Below are 17,296 nucleotides of genomic sequence, written 5' to 3' on the forward strand. Positions count from 1 at the left end.
TGTCAATGTCATTAAATGAGGAAAGACTTACTCATCTTAAACAGCTTGAAGCTGAGAGTATTCATATTATCCGCGAAGTAGCTGCTGAGTTTGAAAACCCAGTAATGCTTTATTCTATTGGTAAGGATTCAGCAGTGATGCTGCATCTGGCGCTCAAAGCGTTCTATCCTGCCAAGCTTCCATTTCCGCTTCTGCATGTAGATACGGGCTGGAAATTTAAAGACATGATTGCTTTCCGCGACAACATGGCAAAAACCCATGGCTTTGATTTGATCGTACATCAAAACAAAGAAGGGAAAGATGCGGGCATAAACCCATTTGATCATGGTAGCTCAAAATATACCGACATTATGAAAACTCAAGGCTTAAAACAAGCACTTGATAAATATGGTTTTGATGCGGCATTTGGTGGTGCACGTCGTGATGAAGAAAAATCACGTGCGAAAGAACGTGTCTATTCATTCCGTGACTCGAAACACCGTTGGGACCCAAAAAACCAACGTCCTGAACTTTGGAATCTTTACAACGGTAAAGTGAACAAAGGTGAAAGTATTCGTGTATTCCCACTATCAAACTGGACTGAGCTTGATATTTGGCAATACATCTACTTGGAAAGCATTCCATTGGTTCCACTTTATTTAGCTGCAGAACGTCCTGTGGTTGAGCGTAGTGGTACTCTGATTATGGTTGATGATGAACGTATGCCTTTAAAAGAAGGCGAAGTTCCACAAATGAAATCGGTACGTTTCCGTACTCTTGGTTGTTACCCACTTACGGGTGCCGTGGAGTCAACGGCAAATACCTTACCTGAAATTATCCAAGAAATGTTGCTTGCAACTAGCTCTGAACGTCAAGGTCGTATGATTGACCATGATGAGGCGGGCTCGATGGAAAAGAAAAAGCAAGAAGGTTATTTCTAAAATCTCCCCCCTACCCCCTCTTTAACAATGAGGGGGGAACTCCCGAAACAAATGGAGGAAAGTCCTCCTTTATCAAAGGAGGATTTAGGTGGATTTAAAGATTAGCAACTGATTTCTAAAGAATATGTGGAGTTTTGAGCAATGTCTCATCAATCAGAACTGATTAGCCAAGATATCTTGGGCTATCTCAAACAACATGAAAATAAAGACTTATTGCGTTTTCTGACTTGCGGGAACGTCGATGATGGTAAGTCAACTTTAATTGGTCGTTTGCTTTACGATTCAAAATTGATTTATGAAGATCAATTGCAAGCGGTGACTCGTGACTCTAAAAAAGTTGGTACGACAGGCGATGCACCTGACTTAGCACTCCTTGTAGATGGTCTACAAGCTGAACGTGAGCAGGGTATTACCATTGATGTGGCTTATCGTTATTTCTCAACTGAAAAACGTAAGTTCATCATTGCCGACACGCCAGGACATGAGCAATACACGCGTAACATGGCAACGGGTGCGTCGACTTGTGACCTTGCGATTATCTTGATTGATGCGCGTTATGGTGTGCAAACTCAGACGCGTCGTCATACTTATATTGCAAGCTTACTTGGCATTAAGAACATTATTGTTGCGATTAACAAAATGGACTTGGTTGAATTTTCTGAAGCGCGCTTCAATGAAATTCAGGCGGAGTATGCAGGTTTTGTGGCGCAATTGGGTGACCGTAAGCCAAACAACATTATCTTTACACCTATTTCAGCATTGAATGGTGATAACGTTGTCAATAAATCACCAAATACGCCATGGTATACAGGCGAAACGTTGATGGGTACGCTTGAGTCTGTGGAAATTAACCGCAGTTCAGTGACCAACGATTTCCGTTTCCCTGTGCAATATGTGAACCGTCCAAACCTCGACTTCCGTGGTTTCTGCGGTACGGTTGCGCTGGGTGATGTATCAGTAGGTGACAAAATCGTGGCTTTACCATCAGGTAAGTCGTCGACGGTTAAAGAAATCGTTACTTATGATGGGAACTTAGAGCGTGCTGTTGCAGGTCAAGCCGTAACGTTGACGCTGAATGACGAAATTGATATTTCGCGTGGTAACGTACTTGTACGTGCAGATCAAGCTGCGCCAGAAATTTCACGTTCGGTCAATGCCACGGTGGTTTGGATGGCAGATCAACCGCTGGTGATTGGTAAGTTGTATAACTTAAAAGTGGGCACGCAAACTGTTCCTGCAAAAGTGACTGCAATTAACTACCGTACCAATGTCAACACATTGGAAAAAGTACAAGTCGATAGTCTTGAGCTGAACGCGATTGCTAATGTCACGGTTGAGTTTGATGCGCCTGTGGTATTTGATCGCTACCAAGACAGCCGTTATACAGGTTCGTTTATCTTCATTGACCGTTTAAACAACGTGACGATTGGTGCGGGTATGGTGGAAGAGTCTGTGGAATGGTCTGCGCATAGCAACCCTGTCACAGCGGAAGACCGTGCTGCACGTTTAGGTCAAAAACCTGCTGCGGTAACTGTCTCTGCGAAAGCCCTAGAAAATGCACAAGCACTTGAAAACTTGTTGATTCAACAAGGTGTGGTTGCGATTGCGAAAGCGGGTCTAACTGCTGATCAGGTTGCACTAGTACGTGAAACAGGTGTGGTTGTGGTGACTGACCTTGTCGACGGTACAGATGTCGCATTCACTCAAGATGCGGTTGAAGAGCTAGCTGATAAAATTGTTGAATTGGTTCGTCTATAAGAGATTGGGCTGATTTGAAGGAACCCACCATAAGGTGGGTTTTTTATTTCTATTTTAGATGGATAAATATTATTCAAATAAATAATGTGATATTTCAATAAAAATTCAGTGCTATAGAATGCCTCTTTTGTAGAGGGGTATTATGAAAAAAATATTATTATTTATTGGTTTAACTTTAACTTTTGCTGCTGATGCTAAACAGGCTACGCAAAGTGATGAAGCGATTAAGAAGGAAATTATTCAACAATCGATACAAGCGTATTCGGGAAATTGTCCTTGTCCTTACAATACTGCAAGAAATGGAAGTCGGTGTGGTAAACGTAGTGCTTACAATCGAGTCGGTGGTGCTGCGCCACTGTGTTATCCAGAAGACGTGAGTGATCGTATGGTCAAAGAATTTAAAGGGCGAGCGTAATTTAAGTTCGATTTACAAGGCTTGGAAAATGAAAGAAAACCTGCGGAGATACAGGTTTTCTATTTTGGTGAGGGATTAGACAAGCTTCAATTATTGAGATTGTTAATCGATTGGTTTTGTTAGGAAGTCTCATTATCTTTGTTTAAGCGCTTTTTCAGTTTATTCACATAACGTTTAAATGGCCAAGTAAACTGCTTCACAAAACTGTTTGGAATTTTATAGCCGACTGTGCCATATACACTGGCCAAATGATTAGGCATATAAATCGATTTAAAAATCACATCATAAAGTGGAATAAAGGCTGCATAATTTTTATCAATCGCAGGCTTTTCGGAAGAATGATGCCAGTGATGAAATTCAGGTGTTGCGATCAGCCAGCGCAGATAGGGAAAGCGGAAACGCACGTTGGAGTGAATAAAAATGGCATGGAAAGAAATAAAGACCAAATATGCAAAGACCGCAGAGGTATGAAAACCTAACAAGAAAATTGGTAAAGTTGCGATAAAACGGGTCATTAACACTTCAACGATGTGTAAGCGTGAAGAGGCTAGCCAGTCCATTTGTTCCGTTGAATGGTGAATGGCATGAAAGCGCCATAAAAAGTTCACTTCATGCATCGCACGGTGTAACCAATAGGTGGTGAAGTCCACCACAATCAATAACTCAATAAACTGCAACCAAATTGGCTGCGCCTGCACATAAGGCACAATCGGGTTATTGGGAATGTGCGTGATCCAATACTGAATAGGCATGACCGTTAAAAACGAAAAAAGCTGAATGCCAATATGGCTAAACATGAAATATTTCATGTCTGTGACCCAGCCAACGCGCAGAATTTTCTGTTCAGTGTTCTTTGCAAAGAATCCTTCAAGTGGTATGAAAACCAAAGCAAGGATGATTAAGGTAATAACGAAATAATCAAAACCTGCATAAAAGGGTAGAGCAGGCAATGTCGGTGCTTTGATCAGTCCACAGCCTAAAATAGCCGCTAAAATGGTGATACACAAACCATAAAAACCATATTTATTCTGTTTAATGATCGCACTATAGGTACCAAAGCCAGCACTGATTACAATGCCAAACAGTAAGGTATAGTAGAAAACATCATAGTGTTTGCTATATAGCGGGCGTAGCTCTGGTGTGGTGAGCACAGTGGGAAATAAAAAACATAAAGCAGCAAAAATACCCAAAAAGCCTAAGGAAACAGAAAGAAATGCACTGATCTTGCCTTGCCCAGCATTGAGTTGTAGGTTTTCAAATTTTTTTCTAAGTTGATCTGTCATTTTAATTTAATTCTGAATTTTAGGAGTTTTGTCAGAGTTCACTTGAGGGGGGGAACGTGAAAACAGAGGTTAAATTTTAGCGGTATTGCAACTGTTCAGCAATCTTATCTAAAAATATCAAGTAATCCTTCACGTTTACCCATTTGATCTTAAATTTTGATGTTCTATTTCAGGATTTGAGGTTGCAATCCTTAAAAAATTAACTAAGATATATCTTAATAATTTAAAGATGTATCTTGTTTATGTCTAAAGCACAAAAAGTTAAACCCTTTGCTGATTTAGAGACAGCACCAGTGTTACGTAAACAGCGCCTATTTGAAGCGGGTCAGATGAAACTTTTAGCCTTACATCTCATTTCATTCGCACCTAAATATGGCTATGACCTTATTAAAGAAATGAGTGAAATTGTGGGAGGGGGCTATTGCCCAAGTGCAGGAACGATCTATCCAACCTTGAATTATTTGGAAGAGCAGCAGTTTGTTCAGGTCGCGTTAGATGATGCTGAACGTAAGCAATACCGTATAACGGCCTTGGGTTTGAAGCATCTTGAGGTTGAGCAAGCAAATGTGGAAAAGATTTTATCTCGTTTCGATACGCGTAAAAAAATTCAAAATAATGAACAATATCTTGACATTAAACGTGCGATGGAAAACCTCAAAGCTTCCTTAAAGCTCAAGATACAACACAGTGAGCTGAGCGCTGAACAAATTCGTGTTATTGCAGAAAAAATCGATCAAGCAGCGGTGAATATTGCACGTCTCTAGGAAAACAGAATGAAACAACATACTTATGAAGTCACACTTAAACACATTACCGATGCCCAAGGCAACCCATCGACCTATACCGATATTTTGAGTTTTAACACTTATAACCACGACGATATTTTTAAAGTGTTACATGTGATTCAAAACAGTCAAATGCTGGATGATGAAGCAGCGAAATCATTTACTGTTGGTTTAAAGCTCTTTAGTGAGGTGATGCTAGAGCATAAAAACCTTCCACTCTTTAAAGATTTTATGCCACATTTTGGGCAGTTTATGAAAGCTTTAAAACAAACCGTTAAAACGCAAAGCCAAAGCTAATTTTTATTTACTCAGGTCGATTATGTTCAACACGCTCCCCAAAATTCATATCAAACATTTAAATTGGTTAATGCCTTTATTGCTTTCAGGCCTGATGAGTGGTTCTATTTCTGGTTTTAACTTACTGCTAAATAAAGGCTTAGTGCATAATTTCTTCCATTTTTGGCTCAAAAGCTGGAGCTTATCTTGGTTGATTGCATTTCCTCTGATTATGGTGTTTTTGCCTCTGGTCCGTAAATTTCTAATGCAGTTTGTGTCTTTGCCTGATCAGCCACATAACTGAATAGCTGTGCTTTTCATCTGGCCCTAATCGTTCTAAGTAATGTTTGAGAGGGATGTCGAGAGCGGTCGCAGCTTGCTTTTTTATCAATGATCAGTGCTATCACGCAGCAAAATAGTCTTCAGACTATACATAAGTACGGTGTTATTCATTTCAATTTATTTCTATGATCAAATAGGTCTATGAAACTTGAAAAATATTGCAAGAGTTAGGAATAAATCATGTCACAAACAACGATGCAACAGGTCATTATTACAGAGCCAGGGGGTGTGGATAAGCTGGCATATGAAACAGTGACGATCCCTGAAGCAAAAGCAGACGAGGTTTTGGTTAAAGTCCATGCGTTTGGTATTAACCGTCCAGATATATTACAGCGTCAGGGTTTATATCCAATGCCGCCTGGGGTAACGCAAGTGCCGGGGCTTGAGGTTGCAGGTGAGGTCGTTGCAGTTGGAGCTGAAGTTACCCAGTTTAAATTAGGCGATAAAGTTTGTGGTTTGACCAATGGTGGTGGTTATGCCGAGTATTGCGTGGTTCCACAAAGCCAAACTTTACATATTCCAGAAAATGTAAGCTTTGTGGAAGCGGCGGCTATTCCTGAAACTTTTTTCACGGTCTGGGCCAATGTGTTCCAAATGGGTAAAGCTAAAGCAGGGGAAGTGGTGTTGGTACATGGTGGAACCAGTGGTATTGGGACCACGGCACTCATGCTATGTAAAGCATTGGATATTAAAACCTTTGCAACCGTCGGCAGCGATGAAAAAGTACAAGCCATTGCGAATTTGACAGATGCCATCAATTATAAAACCCAAGACTTTGAACACGTGATCAATGAGAAAACGGATAATGCTGGTGTTGATGTGATTTTAGATATGGTGGGTGCACCGTATTTAGAAAAGAATTTGAACTTGCTCCGCCGCGATGGACGTTTGGTTTATATTGCCTTTTTAGGAGGGGCAAAAGCCAAAGATGTTAAGTTGGGGCAAATTATGATGAAGCGCTTAACCATCACGGGTTCGACCATGCGTGCACGAAATACGGCTGAGAAGGCTGAGATTGCACAAGGTTTACAAGATCATGTAGCACCACTATGGGCCAAAGGCCAGTGCTTGCCAATGATTTATCAAACTTTTGAGTTCGATCAGATTCAAGCAGCGCATGCGTGCATGGACACGGGTGAGCATGTGGGTAAAGTTGTGGTAAAAATTCTGTAATATTTCTACAGTATAAAAAGTAGAGCTGACCTAGTGTCAGCTTTTCTTTTGTCTAAAATTTTCCAAAAAATAAAAATAATGTACTGAAAACAGAAATTAATTTCACAAAGATTAAAAAAGGATAACTGTTCGACACAACCTGTCAAAACCGTGGTGTAAATTTGCAACTAAATTTAAACCTGACAAATTTACGTGGTTTTAAATGAAAAATAAAACAGAAAAGAGGGTTGTCATGAAAATTTTATCGACATCATATACACATGCGCATGGTTTCCGTGCGCTCAAGCGCTTGCATAAGGCGGTTATCTATAATAGTGTTTTACCTGATGAGTTACACAAGTTGTATAAAGCCTTAATTCATTTTGAGCGCTATATAGAGCGATTAGCGCATCAGCAAACCGCTGTAAAGAAGAAATCTAACAAACATTGAACGCTTTTTTTTGATAAAAAATGACATAGCTTGAAAGCTGACCGTTTGTCTTTTACTTAATATTATTCAGTGATTTATATTGAATATAATGCTTAGGCATTTAACTATAAATAAAGACACAACATTGATTGTGCAGCGAGGGCAATATGAAGCGTAAAGCTTCAACACATGAACGCCTTGCGGAGCGTTTAGCAAATATTTTGACTAAATTAAATACTGGGTATCAATTGGGGGTTGCAGAACTAGCACATGAATTTCAGGTGAGTACTCGGACAATAGAGCGAGATTTTGATCGTCTCAATACGTATTTGCCTTTACTTCAAGATGAATATACCAAGAAGTACTTTTTAGATCCTGTTTATCTTGGGCGCTTTAAGCTACAAGACATTCAGAACTTTGCGCAGCTTTCTGGGATCAGTGAGCTCTATCCATCTCTAGATATGTCTTTTCTACGTGGCCTGCTTGATGAGCGAGCGAATCAAGTGTTCTCTGCCAAAGGTTATTATTATGAAAATGCACAGCAATTTGCTGAACATTTTCAGGTTTTTGCGGGCGCGATTCATAAGCGTCAAAAAATCAGTTTTATTTATAATGATCGTTTACGCCATGTTGACCCGTATCGTTTAATTCATCATCAGGGAAGTTGGTATTTGGCTGCAGCTGTAGCTGATGAATTACGTGCTTATCGTTTAAGTAAAATAGATCAAGTGGTTGTACATGAGTCGGAGCTTTTCGAGCATCATTTAGAAGTTTTGACCCAATTAGAACTCAGTGAAGGGATTTGGTTTGCAAAGTATAAGCAAACGGTGAAAATATCGGTGCGACCTGAAGTTGCCTTATATTTTAAGCAACGTCTGTTATTGCCCGAGCAACAAATCGTACTAGAAGATGCATCGGGGGGGTTGTTAATTGATTGTCAAATTTGCCATGAAATGCAACTTTTACCTTTGGTGCGTTATTGGATTCCATACATTAAAATTATTGAGCCAGCTCATTTTCAAGAAAAATTAGAACAAGATCTGCAACATTATTTATTACCACCCTTATCGTGATACACGAATGAGATATTATTTTTAAGAGAGTCAATATGCTCTCTTTTTTTTTGCATTGTATTGTGATTTTTCTATAGGCATAAAAAAACCAGCTTAATGCTGGGTTCTTTATATGCACCATGCTTAGAAGTATAAGAATGGTGCCCGAGGCCAGACTCGAACTGGCACGCTTTGTGGGCGGGGGATTTTAAATCCCCTGTGTCTACCGATTTCACCACTCGGGCTTTAACAAGATGGAGGCGGAGGTCGGAATCGAACCGGCGTCCACGGAGTTGCAGTCCGCTGCATGACCACTCTGCCACCCCGCCGCGTCTTGTTGATGCGTATATTAGCAAGCTCTGAAAAAAAAACAATAGTGCTTTCATTCGTATGCGCATAAAAACAGCATATAGCGAAAAATATTTAAAATTATCATGTATTATGTGCAAAATTGATTCATATCAACACTTGGAGATGTGCCGTGGCATTAGTTTTAGATGGTCGTGCATTGGCAAAACAAATTGAAGCTGACTTGTTAACTCGCGTTGAAGCGCTCAAAGCAAAATCAGGTCGTACCCCAATTCTTGCGACAATTTTGGTGGGTGACGATGGTGCATCTGCAACTTATGTGCGTATGAAAGGAAATGCCTGTCGTCGTGTTGGTATGGACTCACTTAAAGTTGAACTTCCAAAAGAGACCACCACTGAACAATTGTTGGCAGAAATTGAAAAACTGAATGCAAATCCGGATGTTCACGGTATTTTGCTTCAACATCCAGTGCCTGAACAAATTGATGAGCGTGCATGTTTTGATGCAATCTCTCTTGCAAAAGATGTGGATGGCGTAACTTGTCTTGGTTTTGGTCGTATGGCCATGGGTGAAGCAGCATATGGTTCTGCGACGCCTGCCGGCATTATGACTATTTTGCAAGAAAACAATATTGAAATTGCTGGAAAGCATGCCGTTGTTGTAGGTCGTTCTGCAATTTTAGGTAAGCCAATGGCTGCGATGTTACTTCAAGCCAATGCAACCGTAACGATCTGTCACTCACGTACTCAAAACTTAGCTGACTTTGTGAAGCAAGCCGATATTATCGTGGGTGCGGTTGGTAAGGCAGAATTGATTCAAAAAGATTGGATCAAACAAGGTGCAGTGGTTGTTGATGCTGGTTTCCATCCACGTGATGGTGGTGGTGTAGGCGACATTCAATTGGTCGGTATTGAAGAAGTGGCTTCTGCGTACACACCTGTTCCAGGTGGTGTTGGCCCAATGACGATTACGACACTAATTCGTCAAACGGTTGAAGCGGCTGAGAAAGCTTTAGGTTAATTTTTATAAGACTCTAAAATCAGTTTTATGTTGGTTTTGGAGTCGTGACATCGTTATTTGCTGCTGTTCGAGGCCGGACTAAATTCGATAAAAATCTTTCTGTGAAGCAGTAAATAAATGATGATTTCAGTCGAGTTCAGCAAATGACCATGGTTTTGCCTACTTTTGCCAAAACAAAAGTAGGTCTAGCCGAAGGCTAATTCCTCAATCTAAATCTTAGCTGCAAGAACCCGCAGTAAAAGCATAAAAATACTCAATAACTTATGAGCTGTACTTTCCAATTCCCTAAAGCCCCAGATCATTTACTTCAAGCCTTGCATGAAGTGATTCCAAACTGTGAATTGCTTGCGCAACAGCTTCCTGAAACATCCATTTCTTTGTGGCTCATTCCTCCCGTATTTCCAACCGATAAACTGGATGATGAAATCATTCGCCGTATTTGGAATGAAACGCCATATTGGATCTTTTGTTGGGCTTCAGGCCTAGCCATGGCGCAGTGGTTACTGGCAGAGCCTCATCACGTCAAAGATAAGGTAGTGTTGGATTTTGGCGCAGGTTCAGGTGTGGTGGCGATTGCTGCTAAAATAGCAGGTGCAAAACGTGTGATTTGTTGTGATATTGATGCAGTTAGTTTAGATGCTTGCCGTGCCAATGCGGAACTCAATAGCGTAGAGCTAGAGTATTTGGATGATTTATATCAATCTGAACAGGTCGATGTTCTATTGGCTGCCGATGTTTTATATGACCAATGTAATCGTTTCTTTTTAGATGAGTTTTTAAAGTTTGCACCTGAGGTTTGGGTGGCAGATAGTCGTGTTAAAAATTTTAGCCATCCGCAATACATAAAGCTTGATGAGCGTAGTGCCACAACTTGGCCAGATCTAGATGAGTCACCAGAGTTTCGCAATGTAAGTTTTTATCGAACGTTGAATGTTCAAAAAGGGCACTAAGCCCTTTTTTATATATCAGAAGGTCTTAAGAGCAGGTATAGCGCACAACATGTAGTGTGCTTGGTCGTGCTTCAAGTGACTCGCGTGTTGCAAAGTTTTCACCTTGGTGTAAGTCGGGTGTATTGCTTAATCCAAAAGTGGCACGGCTTTGACCAATTTGGCGGCCATATTCGGGAACATCTGCTGCAGTGTTAGGAATTTCATTAATACTTAAAATCGCCAATTTATAATTCTTTTGTGAGCCTAAAACCTTTTGGCAAGCACGTTGTAATTTGTTTTCATCGAGTTGCTGGTTCTTACGAGCAGCAAGCGTATAAGCAAGGGTAGCGCTCGACGCTGATTGATGTTCAATTTGATAGCCAACATTGCCATTGTATTGGCGAGGCATGCTTTGACATGCAGATACTGCTAAAACGATACAGCTTAAGCCTAAAAGTTTATACGTATTTTTCATATAAAAAGTTCCTAACATTATTCTTGTTCTTAGTATGCCATACGCGGGTGTAATTCACGATATTTCAATCGATCAAGTTTCGGCAAAAAATTGATCAAACATAAAAAATGCCTTCATTCGAGAAGGCATTATTTATGTTTAGCTTATTAACTTACATGCTTACTTTAAGCATCAATGATCGGTAATCATGCTGTGCTTTTTGGTGTCTTTCATAAAGATGTAAGTCAGTAGAGATAAACCAATCATGAAAGTGATGTAGTAAAAGAAGTAGTTTTCATGTCCTGCGTTTTTAAAGCTCAATGCCACAAGTTCTGCTGTGCCACCAAAGATGGTATTGGCAATCGCATAAGGTAGGGCAACCCCTAGTGCACGAATATGCGCTGGGAAGAGCTCTGCTTTGACTACGGCATTAATTGCAGTATAACCCGTTACAATCACCATACCGCTCATACATAGCATAAATGCAGTTGTTGGACTGCTGGTTGAACCTAAACCGTTGAAAATTGGAATTGTGAACAGCACGCCCAATACACCAAAAGTGATCATAATTGGTTTACGACCAATTTTATCAGACAGTGCGCCCACCACAGGTTGTAATAGCATGAAGACAAAGATTGCTGCTGTGGTGATCTCTGTTGCTGTGGTTTTCTCAAAACCTGAGGTGTTGACTAAGTATTTTTGTAAATACGTGGTAAAGGTATTGAATGCCAGCGTTCCACCCGCAGTCAGCATAATCACAGTGAATGCTTGCTTTGGATATTTGGTAAATAAAGCAAGTGCGCTAGATTTTGGGCCACCATTTTTAGCCTGTTCTTGTGCATCTTTTGAAGATTGGGTTTCAACTAAACCACGACGAATCCAGAACACCACAATGGCAAGTACAGCACCAATGAAGAAGGGAATACGCCAGCCCCATTCAGATAACTGTGCTTCGCTCATGGTGCGTTGTAAAATGATCAACACACACAGCGCCAAGAGCTGACCTGAAATGAGAGTCACATACTGAAAACTAGAGAAGAAACCACGATGGTTTTTTCCAGCCATTTCCGTTAAATAGGTTGCGCTTGAACCGTACTCTCCACCAACACTTAAACCTTGCAATAAACGAGCAAAGAGTAATAAGGCAGGTGCGAGCATACCCACACTGGCATAGGTAGGTGCACAGGCAATAATCAAAGATCCTACACACATTAAAGATACAGACAGGGTAAGACCTGATTTACGTCCTTTACGGTCTGCATAAATACCCATGATCCACGCGCCAATAGGACGCATCAGGAAGCCCAGTGCAAAGACGGCTGCAGCTTGTAAGAGTTTTACCGTGTCATCCCCTTCAGGGAAAAACTGTGGCGCGAAATATAAGGTAAATGCGGCATAGACATACCAGTCATACCATTCAACTAAGTTGCCAGCTGAACCACCGAGAATCGATTTTAAACGGGTCTTTTTATCGATGTTTACTGGAGCAGTTTGGGGAGATAGATCAGTCACAAAAATTTCCCAAAGAGAAGTTCGGAAAATACATCTTTTAACTTTTTAAGTAGAAAAAGTTAAAACAATATATTTTAAGATTAAACAAAAAATTCTGTTTCGTTATACTCCCCTTATCCTTGGACTTCATTCGACTTTAGTCTAAATGTTGGTATGATTTATATGCTGTTAAGTTTTTCTAATGAATATCTTTATTTTAATGGGAAATTATAATTTTACTTATTTAAAACAAACTCTTGTGATTTTTTAAAGTGTGAATAGTCAATTAAAATACAAGGGGTTATGGTGTTTTTTTATTTTATGGTGAATGTTGTTTTTTAGAAAGGAAAGTGTTTTTTAGCTTGAAAATTAGTCGACTTTTCACTGAATAGTAAAAATTAAAATTAAATTGTAAAAATAGATGAGGTTATTAATTTATTTAGAGTAACGAATTTTCTCTGATTTGACCGGCTTTGGAATATGACAAGGTTGGATTTTGGTGTTAAGTTTAGCTTGAAGAACAAAAATAACACAATAACTCAATGAGAGAGGTGAATATGCAAGACACAGATGCCATTTATGATATTGCCGTTGTGGGCGCGGGCATCAATGGGGTGGGCATTGCAAATGATGCTGTAGGGCGTGGTTTAAGTGTTTTCGTCTGTGAAAAAGATGACTTAGCCAGTCATACGTCTTCAGCCAGTAGTAAGCTCATTCATGGTGGATTGCGTTATCTCGAACAAAAAGAATTTCGTTTAGTACGTGAAGCGCTATTAGAGCGTGAAGTCTTGTTAAAAAAAGCCCCACACTTGATCCATCCTATGCGTTTTATTATGCCGCATTTGCCTTATTTGCGCCCTGCATGGTTGATTCGTTCAGGTTTGTTTATTTATGACTATTTGGCAAAACGAGAAACATTAGAGGGCTCGGAGCTTGTTCATTTTAATGTCGACAGTCCCTTAAAAGACACCATTAAACGTGGTTTCGAATATTCGGACTGTACTGTGGATGATTCGCGTTTGGTGGTAGTCAATGCAATTCAAGCACATGAGCTAGGGGCTCAAATTCGAACCCAGACGCGATGTGTTTCTGCGGTTCAGCAAGAGGGTGTGTGGTGCCTAACGTTAGAGCATCAAAAACAACACTACCAAATTAAAGCTCGAACTTTAGTTAATGCAACGGGTGCATGGGTCACAGATTTTATTCAACAGCAACTGTCCCAAACGCCGAAGGCAGGCATTCGATTGGTTCAGGGTAGTCATATCATTGTGAAGCGTTTATACCCTGAACAGCATGCATTTATTTTACAAAATGACGATCAACGTATTGTGTTTGTAATTCCTTATTTAGATGAATACAGCCTGATTGGTACCACGGACGTAGAGTTTGAGGGTGATGCAAATCATGTCCATATTACCGAGCAGGAAACGGCTTATTTGATTGATGTGATTAATGACCATTTCAAGCTTCAATTACAGCTAGAAGATGTAATTTCAAGCTTTGCAGGCGTAAGGGCGCTGTATGATGATGCAAGTACCCAAGCCTCTAAAGTGACACGTGATTATGTACTGGCGATGTCTAAGCCTGTTGCGGATGAAGCGCCATTGTTATCTGTTTATGGTGGAAAGCTAACGACTTATCGCAAGTTGGCGGAAGCGGCTTTGCTACAGCTGAAACGTTATTTTCCACACATGAAAGCGGAATGGACGGCTGAGGCAAAACTCCCAGGTGCGGAAGGTTTTAGTTCAGTCGAGGTTTTATGTGCAGAGTTGATGCATGAAATCAAAGGGCTAGAGTCTCAAACAGCGCATCGTTGGGCAAACAGTTATGGTAGTCGAGTGTGGCATATGCTCGGTGAGAACAAAGATGTGCAAACTTTAGGGCAGTCTTTTGGCCATGGTTTGTATCAGCAAGAAGTGGATTATGTGGTGAAACGTGAGTGGGCCATCAGCAGTGAAGATATTTTAAAACGACGGACTAAACTGTATTTAAAATTTGATGCACTAGAAACTCAAGCTTTAGACCTCTACTTGCAGGATTTACACCTGCGTCGTATGCAGGGGGATGCTGCATAGTGTTAAGTATGTGTAATGGCTACAGTTGATTTTGTTCTATTAAAAAAGCCGCTATCGCGGCTTTTTTAGATTTAAATTTCGATACCGCCGAGCTATTTACAGTCTACAGGTTTCTTTCATTTTACAGCCGTTCCCCAAACGACTGGGCGGACAATACGCCAAGGCCAAAAGCCAAATCATTGGCTGGCATTATAGTTAATGACGACGTTGCCACCGACTTGATGTGCACGTTCAGCAAAATGCGGATAGAGTTCAACCACACTGCCATAAGTGCCCTTAGCGACTTTGCTGCGCTTTTGATTTCAAAATTGAGTTCAATCCGGTGTGCCTTTGATTACGCAAATATGAAGTTGTGGTTACTTCTGTGTAAACCATGTCTAGCGTGATAAATTTTTGTTGAGTTATAAAGTTTTAAAATTATAAAGAGATTAAAAAAAAGACCGCTTGCGCGGTCTTTTTTTGGCTTAATTTAAAGATTAAGCAGATTGCTTAACAGCATCTAAAAGTTCGTTTTGGCGAGCTTTAAGTGCAGCTGGTAGGCGGTCACCAAGTTTGTCGAATAGTTCAGTGTGGCTTTCAAGCTCTTTGATCCATTGATCTTTGTCTTGAGAAGTCACAAGGTCAAACTGGGCTTTAGTGAAGTCAGAACCTGTCCAGTTCAACTGTTCATAAGTTGGAACTAAACCAATTGGTGTTTCAACTGCATCAGCACGACCTTCACAACGGTCAATGATCCACTCAAGAACACGCATGTTTTGACCGAAACCAGGCCATACGAAGTTGCCTTCAGCATCACGACGGAACCAGTTCACGTTGTAGATGCCCGGAAGTTTGTTGCCCGCAGCTTTGGCTTTCGCTGCAACTTCTTCACCAAGCTCTAACCAGTGAGAGAAGTAATCCGCCATGTTGTAACCCGCAAATGGAAGCATTGCGAATGGGTCACGACGAACAATACCTTGTTGACCAACAGCAGCAGCAGTTGTTTCAGAGCCCATAGTTGCAGCTTTGTAAACACCATCTACCCAGTCAAATGCTTCTGAAATTAGAGGCACTGTGTCCGCACGGCGACCACCAAAGATAAACGCTGAGATTGGAACACCCGCTGGATTTTCCCAGTCAGCATCAATAGAAGGACATTGACCTGCTGAAACAGTGAAGCGCGCATTTGGATGAGCCGCTTTTTCTGCGCCAGTGTGAGGCTGACCTTTCCAGTTAGTCAAGTTAGCAGGTGCTTCTTTAGAAAGACCTTCCCACCATACTTCACCATTGTCAGTTACCGCAACGTTAGTATAAATCACGTCTTTGTGAAGTGTAGCCATACAGTTCGGGTTGGTCTTGGTATTTGTACCAGGCGCTACACCGAAGAAGCCTGCTTCTGGGTTGATTGCGTATAAGCGACCGTCTTCACCTGGTTTGATCCAAGCAATATCGTCACCTACAGTTTCAATTTTCCAACCTTCGTAGCCTGCTGGTGGAATCAACATTGCGAAGTTTGTTTTACCACAAGCAGAAGGGAATGCTGCTGCGATGTAGTGTTTTTCACCTTGAGGATTAGTCACACCAAGGATCAGCATATGTTCTGCTAACCAACCTTGTTGACGACCCATAGACGATGCAATACGTAAAGCTAAGCATTTTTTACCTAACAATGCATTACCGCCGTAACCAGAACCGTAAGACCAGATTTCACGTGTTTCTGGGTAGTGCACGATGTATTTTTCAGGGTTGCAAGGCCATGCAACATCTTTTTCGCCATCAGCAAGCGGCGCACCAACAGTATGTACGCAAGGAATAAATTCACCGTCTATACCAAGAACGTCATAAACAGCTTTACCCATGCGAGCCATTTTAGACATGCTAACTGCAACATAAGGAGAGTCAGTTAATTCGATACCAATATGCGCAATATGAGAACCTAATGGGCCCATAGAGAACGGGACTACATATAAAGTACGACCTGCCATTGAACCGTCAAACAAACCATTTAGGCGCGCACGCATTTCAGCAGGCTCTTCCCAATTGTTTGTTGCGCCAGCATCTTCTTGTTTTTCAGAGCAGATGTAAGTACGACCTTCAACACGAGCAACGTCAGAAGGATCAGAATTAGCAAGATAAGAACCAGGATGCGTTTCTTGGTTAAGCGCTTGCATTGTGCCGTTAGCGATCATCAAGTTGATATAACGTTGATATTCTTCTTCGCTGCCGTCACACCATTCAATTTTCGCTGGTTTTGTTAATTTTGCAATTTCTTCCACCCACGCAATAAGCTTAGGGTGACGAACGAATTCTGGTGCGTTCACTTGGGTCATGGTGAGGCCTATCTCAAATATGTACACGTTTGTACAAAGTACAATCTCAGCAATAAAATTTACTGCAGAGATGAAAAGATGAAAAAAAAGTGGCTGTATTAAAGCATAATTTGATAAAAAAAATAAGACCAAAGGCGTATCTAAATTATGAACAGTTCGATGGGGGTGCTTCATTTTAACTATTAAAAAACAATGGTTTGGTTTGATTTTTGGCTTTTATTTTGTGTATTTATTATATTTATGAGGATTATTCATTTAAGATATTAGTATTAAAATCATATATTTGTGTTTATTT

General features: G+C 40.7%; 16 protein-coding genes, 2 tRNA genes and 1 pseudogene. 12 read left to right on the forward strand and 7 right to left on the reverse strand.

The features are described from left to right. Positions 1 to 5 precede the first annotated feature (5 nt). The 3 genes from cysD (at position 6) to WH214_RS08945 (ending at position 3,093) form a co-directional block, all read left to right on the forward strand. The gene (gene cysD / locus WH214_RS08935) at positions 6 to 920 is read left to right on the forward strand and encodes a sulfate adenylyltransferase subunit CysD (RefSeq protein ID WP_004694369.1); all 915 of its coding nucleotides are present in this window, start codon (positions 6 to 8) and stop codon (positions 918 to 920) included. Between the two features lie 141 nt (positions 921 to 1,061). Beyond that, entirely contained in the window at positions 1,062 to 2,678 is a 1,617-nt protein-coding gene (gene cysN, locus WH214_RS08940; RefSeq protein WP_259233423.1) for a sulfate adenylyltransferase subunit CysN, read from the forward strand. Positions 2,679 to 2,820: 142 nt separating this feature from the next. Beyond that, the gene (locus tag WH214_RS08945; protein ID WP_234965540.1) at positions 2,821 to 3,093 is read left to right on the forward strand and encodes a hypothetical protein; all 273 of its coding nucleotides are present in this window, start codon (positions 2,821 to 2,823) and stop codon (positions 3,091 to 3,093) included. A 119-nt stretch (positions 3,094 to 3,212) separates the two neighbouring features. Here the strand turns inward: WH214_RS08945 and WH214_RS08950 are convergent, their stop codons facing one another. Continuing rightward, positions 3,213 to 4,376, reverse strand: coding sequence for a sterol desaturase family protein (locus WH214_RS08950; RefSeq protein ID WP_159128214.1), 1,164 nt, complete (start codon positions 4,374 to 4,376; stop codon positions 3,213 to 3,215). Between the two features lie 242 nt (positions 4,377 to 4,618). On the opposite strand from WH214_RS08950, the gene WH214_RS08955 reads away from it, so the two are divergent. The 6 genes from WH214_RS08955 (at position 4,619) to WH214_RS08980 (ending at position 8,434) form a co-directional block, all read left to right on the forward strand. Then, positions 4,619 to 5,140 carry a PadR family transcriptional regulator gene (locus tag WH214_RS08955; protein ID WP_339421350.1) on the forward strand — a complete coding sequence of 174 codons (522 nt, stop codon included), beginning with the start codon at positions 4,619 to 4,621 and terminating at the stop codon, positions 5,138 to 5,140. 9 nt (positions 5,141 to 5,149) lie between these two features. Beyond that, a complete protein-coding gene (locus WH214_RS08960; protein ID WP_339421348.1) occupies positions 5,150 to 5,458 on the forward strand; it encodes a DUF3861 domain-containing protein in 309 nt (102 codons plus the stop codon). A 22-nt stretch (positions 5,459 to 5,480) separates the two neighbouring features. Beyond that, a complete protein-coding gene (locus WH214_RS08965; protein ID WP_339421346.1) occupies positions 5,481 to 5,741 on the forward strand; it encodes a DUF2798 domain-containing protein in 261 nt (86 codons plus the stop codon). 218 nt (positions 5,742 to 5,959) lie between these two features. Then, positions 5,960 to 6,952, forward strand: a complete 993-nt coding sequence (locus WH214_RS08970) for an NAD(P)H-quinone oxidoreductase (RefSeq protein ID WP_159128217.1) — start codon at positions 5,960 to 5,962, stop codon at positions 6,950 to 6,952. 232 nt (positions 6,953 to 7,184) lie between these two features. Continuing rightward, a complete protein-coding gene (locus WH214_RS08975) occupies positions 7,185 to 7,382 on the forward strand; it encodes a hypothetical protein (protein ID WP_114837897.1) in 198 nt (65 codons plus the stop codon). 146 nt (positions 7,383 to 7,528) lie between these two features. Further along, positions 7,529 to 8,434, forward strand: coding sequence for a helix-turn-helix transcriptional regulator (locus WH214_RS08980; protein ID WP_339421344.1), 906 nt, complete (start codon positions 7,529 to 7,531; stop codon positions 8,432 to 8,434). A gap of 138 nt (positions 8,435 to 8,572) precedes the next feature. Here WH214_RS08980 and WH214_RS08985 read toward each other — a convergent pair. Both WH214_RS08985 and WH214_RS08990 read right to left on the reverse strand, forming a co-directional pair. Beyond that, positions 8,573 to 8,658 (reverse strand) — tRNA-Leu (locus WH214_RS08985). Positions 8,659 to 8,668: 10 nt separating this feature from the next. After that, positions 8,669 to 8,742 (reverse strand) — tRNA-Cys (locus tag WH214_RS08990). Between the two features lie 152 nt (positions 8,743 to 8,894). Here WH214_RS08990 and folD point away from each other — a divergent pair. Together folD and WH214_RS09000 are read left to right on the forward strand one after the other, a co-directional pair. Continuing rightward, a complete protein-coding gene (folD, locus tag WH214_RS08995; protein WP_010326278.1) occupies positions 8,895 to 9,743 on the forward strand; it encodes a bifunctional methylenetetrahydrofolate dehydrogenase/methenyltetrahydrofolate cyclohydrolase FolD in 849 nt (282 codons plus the stop codon). A gap of 263 nt (positions 9,744 to 10,006) precedes the next feature. Continuing rightward, a complete protein-coding gene (locus WH214_RS09000; protein WP_339399902.1) occupies positions 10,007 to 10,693 on the forward strand; it encodes a class I SAM-dependent methyltransferase in 687 nt (228 codons plus the stop codon). Positions 10,694 to 10,718: 25 nt separating this feature from the next. On the opposite strand, the gene WH214_RS09005 is transcribed toward WH214_RS09000, so the two are convergent. Together WH214_RS09005 and WH214_RS09010 are read right to left on the reverse strand one after the other, a co-directional pair. Beyond that, on the reverse strand, positions 10,719 to 11,147 hold the full coding sequence (locus WH214_RS09005) for a hypothetical protein (RefSeq protein WP_339421343.1): 429 nt from the start codon (positions 11,145 to 11,147) through the stop codon (positions 10,719 to 10,721). A gap of 171 nt (positions 11,148 to 11,318) precedes the next feature. Next, complete coding sequence (locus tag WH214_RS09010; protein ID WP_078390146.1) at positions 11,319 to 12,638, reverse strand: MFS transporter; 1,320 nt, start codon at positions 12,636 to 12,638, stop codon at positions 11,319 to 11,321. A gap of 536 nt (positions 12,639 to 13,174) precedes the next feature. Between WH214_RS09010 and glpD the strand changes: the two genes are divergently transcribed. After that, positions 13,175 to 14,692 (forward strand): glycerol-3-phosphate dehydrogenase, encoded by a 1,518-nt coding sequence (gene glpD, locus WH214_RS09015; RefSeq protein ID WP_259233431.1) that lies wholly within the window; start codon positions 13,175 to 13,177, stop codon positions 14,690 to 14,692. A 116-nt stretch (positions 14,693 to 14,808) separates the two neighbouring features. On the opposite strand, the pseudogene WH214_RS16960 reads toward glpD, so the two are convergent. Then, positions 14,809 to 14,988, reverse strand: a pseudogene (locus WH214_RS16960) (hypothetical protein); the annotation flags it as partial. A 180-nt stretch (positions 14,989 to 15,168) separates the two neighbouring features. Next, positions 15,169 to 17,001: a phosphoenolpyruvate carboxykinase (GTP) gene (locus WH214_RS09020; RefSeq protein WP_339421342.1), complete on the reverse strand. Its 1,833-nt coding sequence runs from the start codon at positions 16,999 to 17,001 to the stop codon at positions 15,169 to 15,171. Positions 17,002 to 17,296: the final 295 nt, after the last annotated feature.

Source organism: Acinetobacter sp. MYb191 (assembly GCF_037572605.1).
GTDB classification, from domain to species: Bacteria; Pseudomonadota; Gammaproteobacteria; order Pseudomonadales; family Moraxellaceae; genus Acinetobacter; species Acinetobacter johnsonii.

Coding starts and splice junctions, on each gene's coding strand:
- WH214_RS08955 (WP_339421350.1), top strand. CDS start 4,619: ATGTCTAAAGCACAAAAAGTTAAACCCTTTGCTGATTTAGAGACAGCA.
- WH214_RS08965 (WP_339421346.1), top strand. CDS start 5,481: ATGTTCAACACGCTCCCCAAAATTCATATCAAACATTTAAATTGGTTA.
- cysD (WP_004694369.1), top strand. CDS start 6: ATGTCATTAAATGAGGAAAGACTTACTCATCTTAAACAGCTTGAAGCT.
- WH214_RS08975 (WP_114837897.1), top strand. CDS start 7,185: ATGAAAATTTTATCGACATCATATACACATGCGCATGGTTTCCGTGCG.
- WH214_RS09000 (WP_339399902.1), top strand. CDS start 10,007: ATGAGCTGTACTTTCCAATTCCCTAAAGCCCCAGATCATTTACTTCAA.
- WH214_RS08950 (WP_159128214.1), bottom strand. CDS start 4,376: ATGACAGATCAACTTAGAAAAAAATTTGAAAACCTACAACTCAATGCT.
- glpD (WP_259233431.1), top strand. CDS start 13,175: ATGCAAGACACAGATGCCATTTATGATATTGCCGTTGTGGGCGCGGGC.
- WH214_RS09020 (WP_339421342.1), bottom strand. CDS start 17,001: ATGACCCAAGTGAACGCACCAGAATTCGTTCGTCACCCTAAGCTTATT.
- cysN (WP_259233423.1), top strand. CDS start 1,062: ATGTCTCATCAATCAGAACTGATTAGCCAAGATATCTTGGGCTATCTC.
- WH214_RS08970 (WP_159128217.1), top strand. CDS start 5,960: ATGTCACAAACAACGATGCAACAGGTCATTATTACAGAGCCAGGGGGT.
- WH214_RS08945 (WP_234965540.1), top strand. CDS start 2,821: ATGAAAAAAATATTATTATTTATTGGTTTAACTTTAACTTTTGCTGCT.
- WH214_RS09005 (WP_339421343.1), bottom strand. CDS start 11,147: ATGAAAAATACGTATAAACTTTTAGGCTTAAGCTGTATCGTTTTAGCA.
- WH214_RS08980 (WP_339421344.1), top strand. CDS start 7,529: ATGAAGCGTAAAGCTTCAACACATGAACGCCTTGCGGAGCGTTTAGCA.
- WH214_RS08960 (WP_339421348.1), top strand. CDS start 5,150: ATGAAACAACATACTTATGAAGTCACACTTAAACACATTACCGATGCC.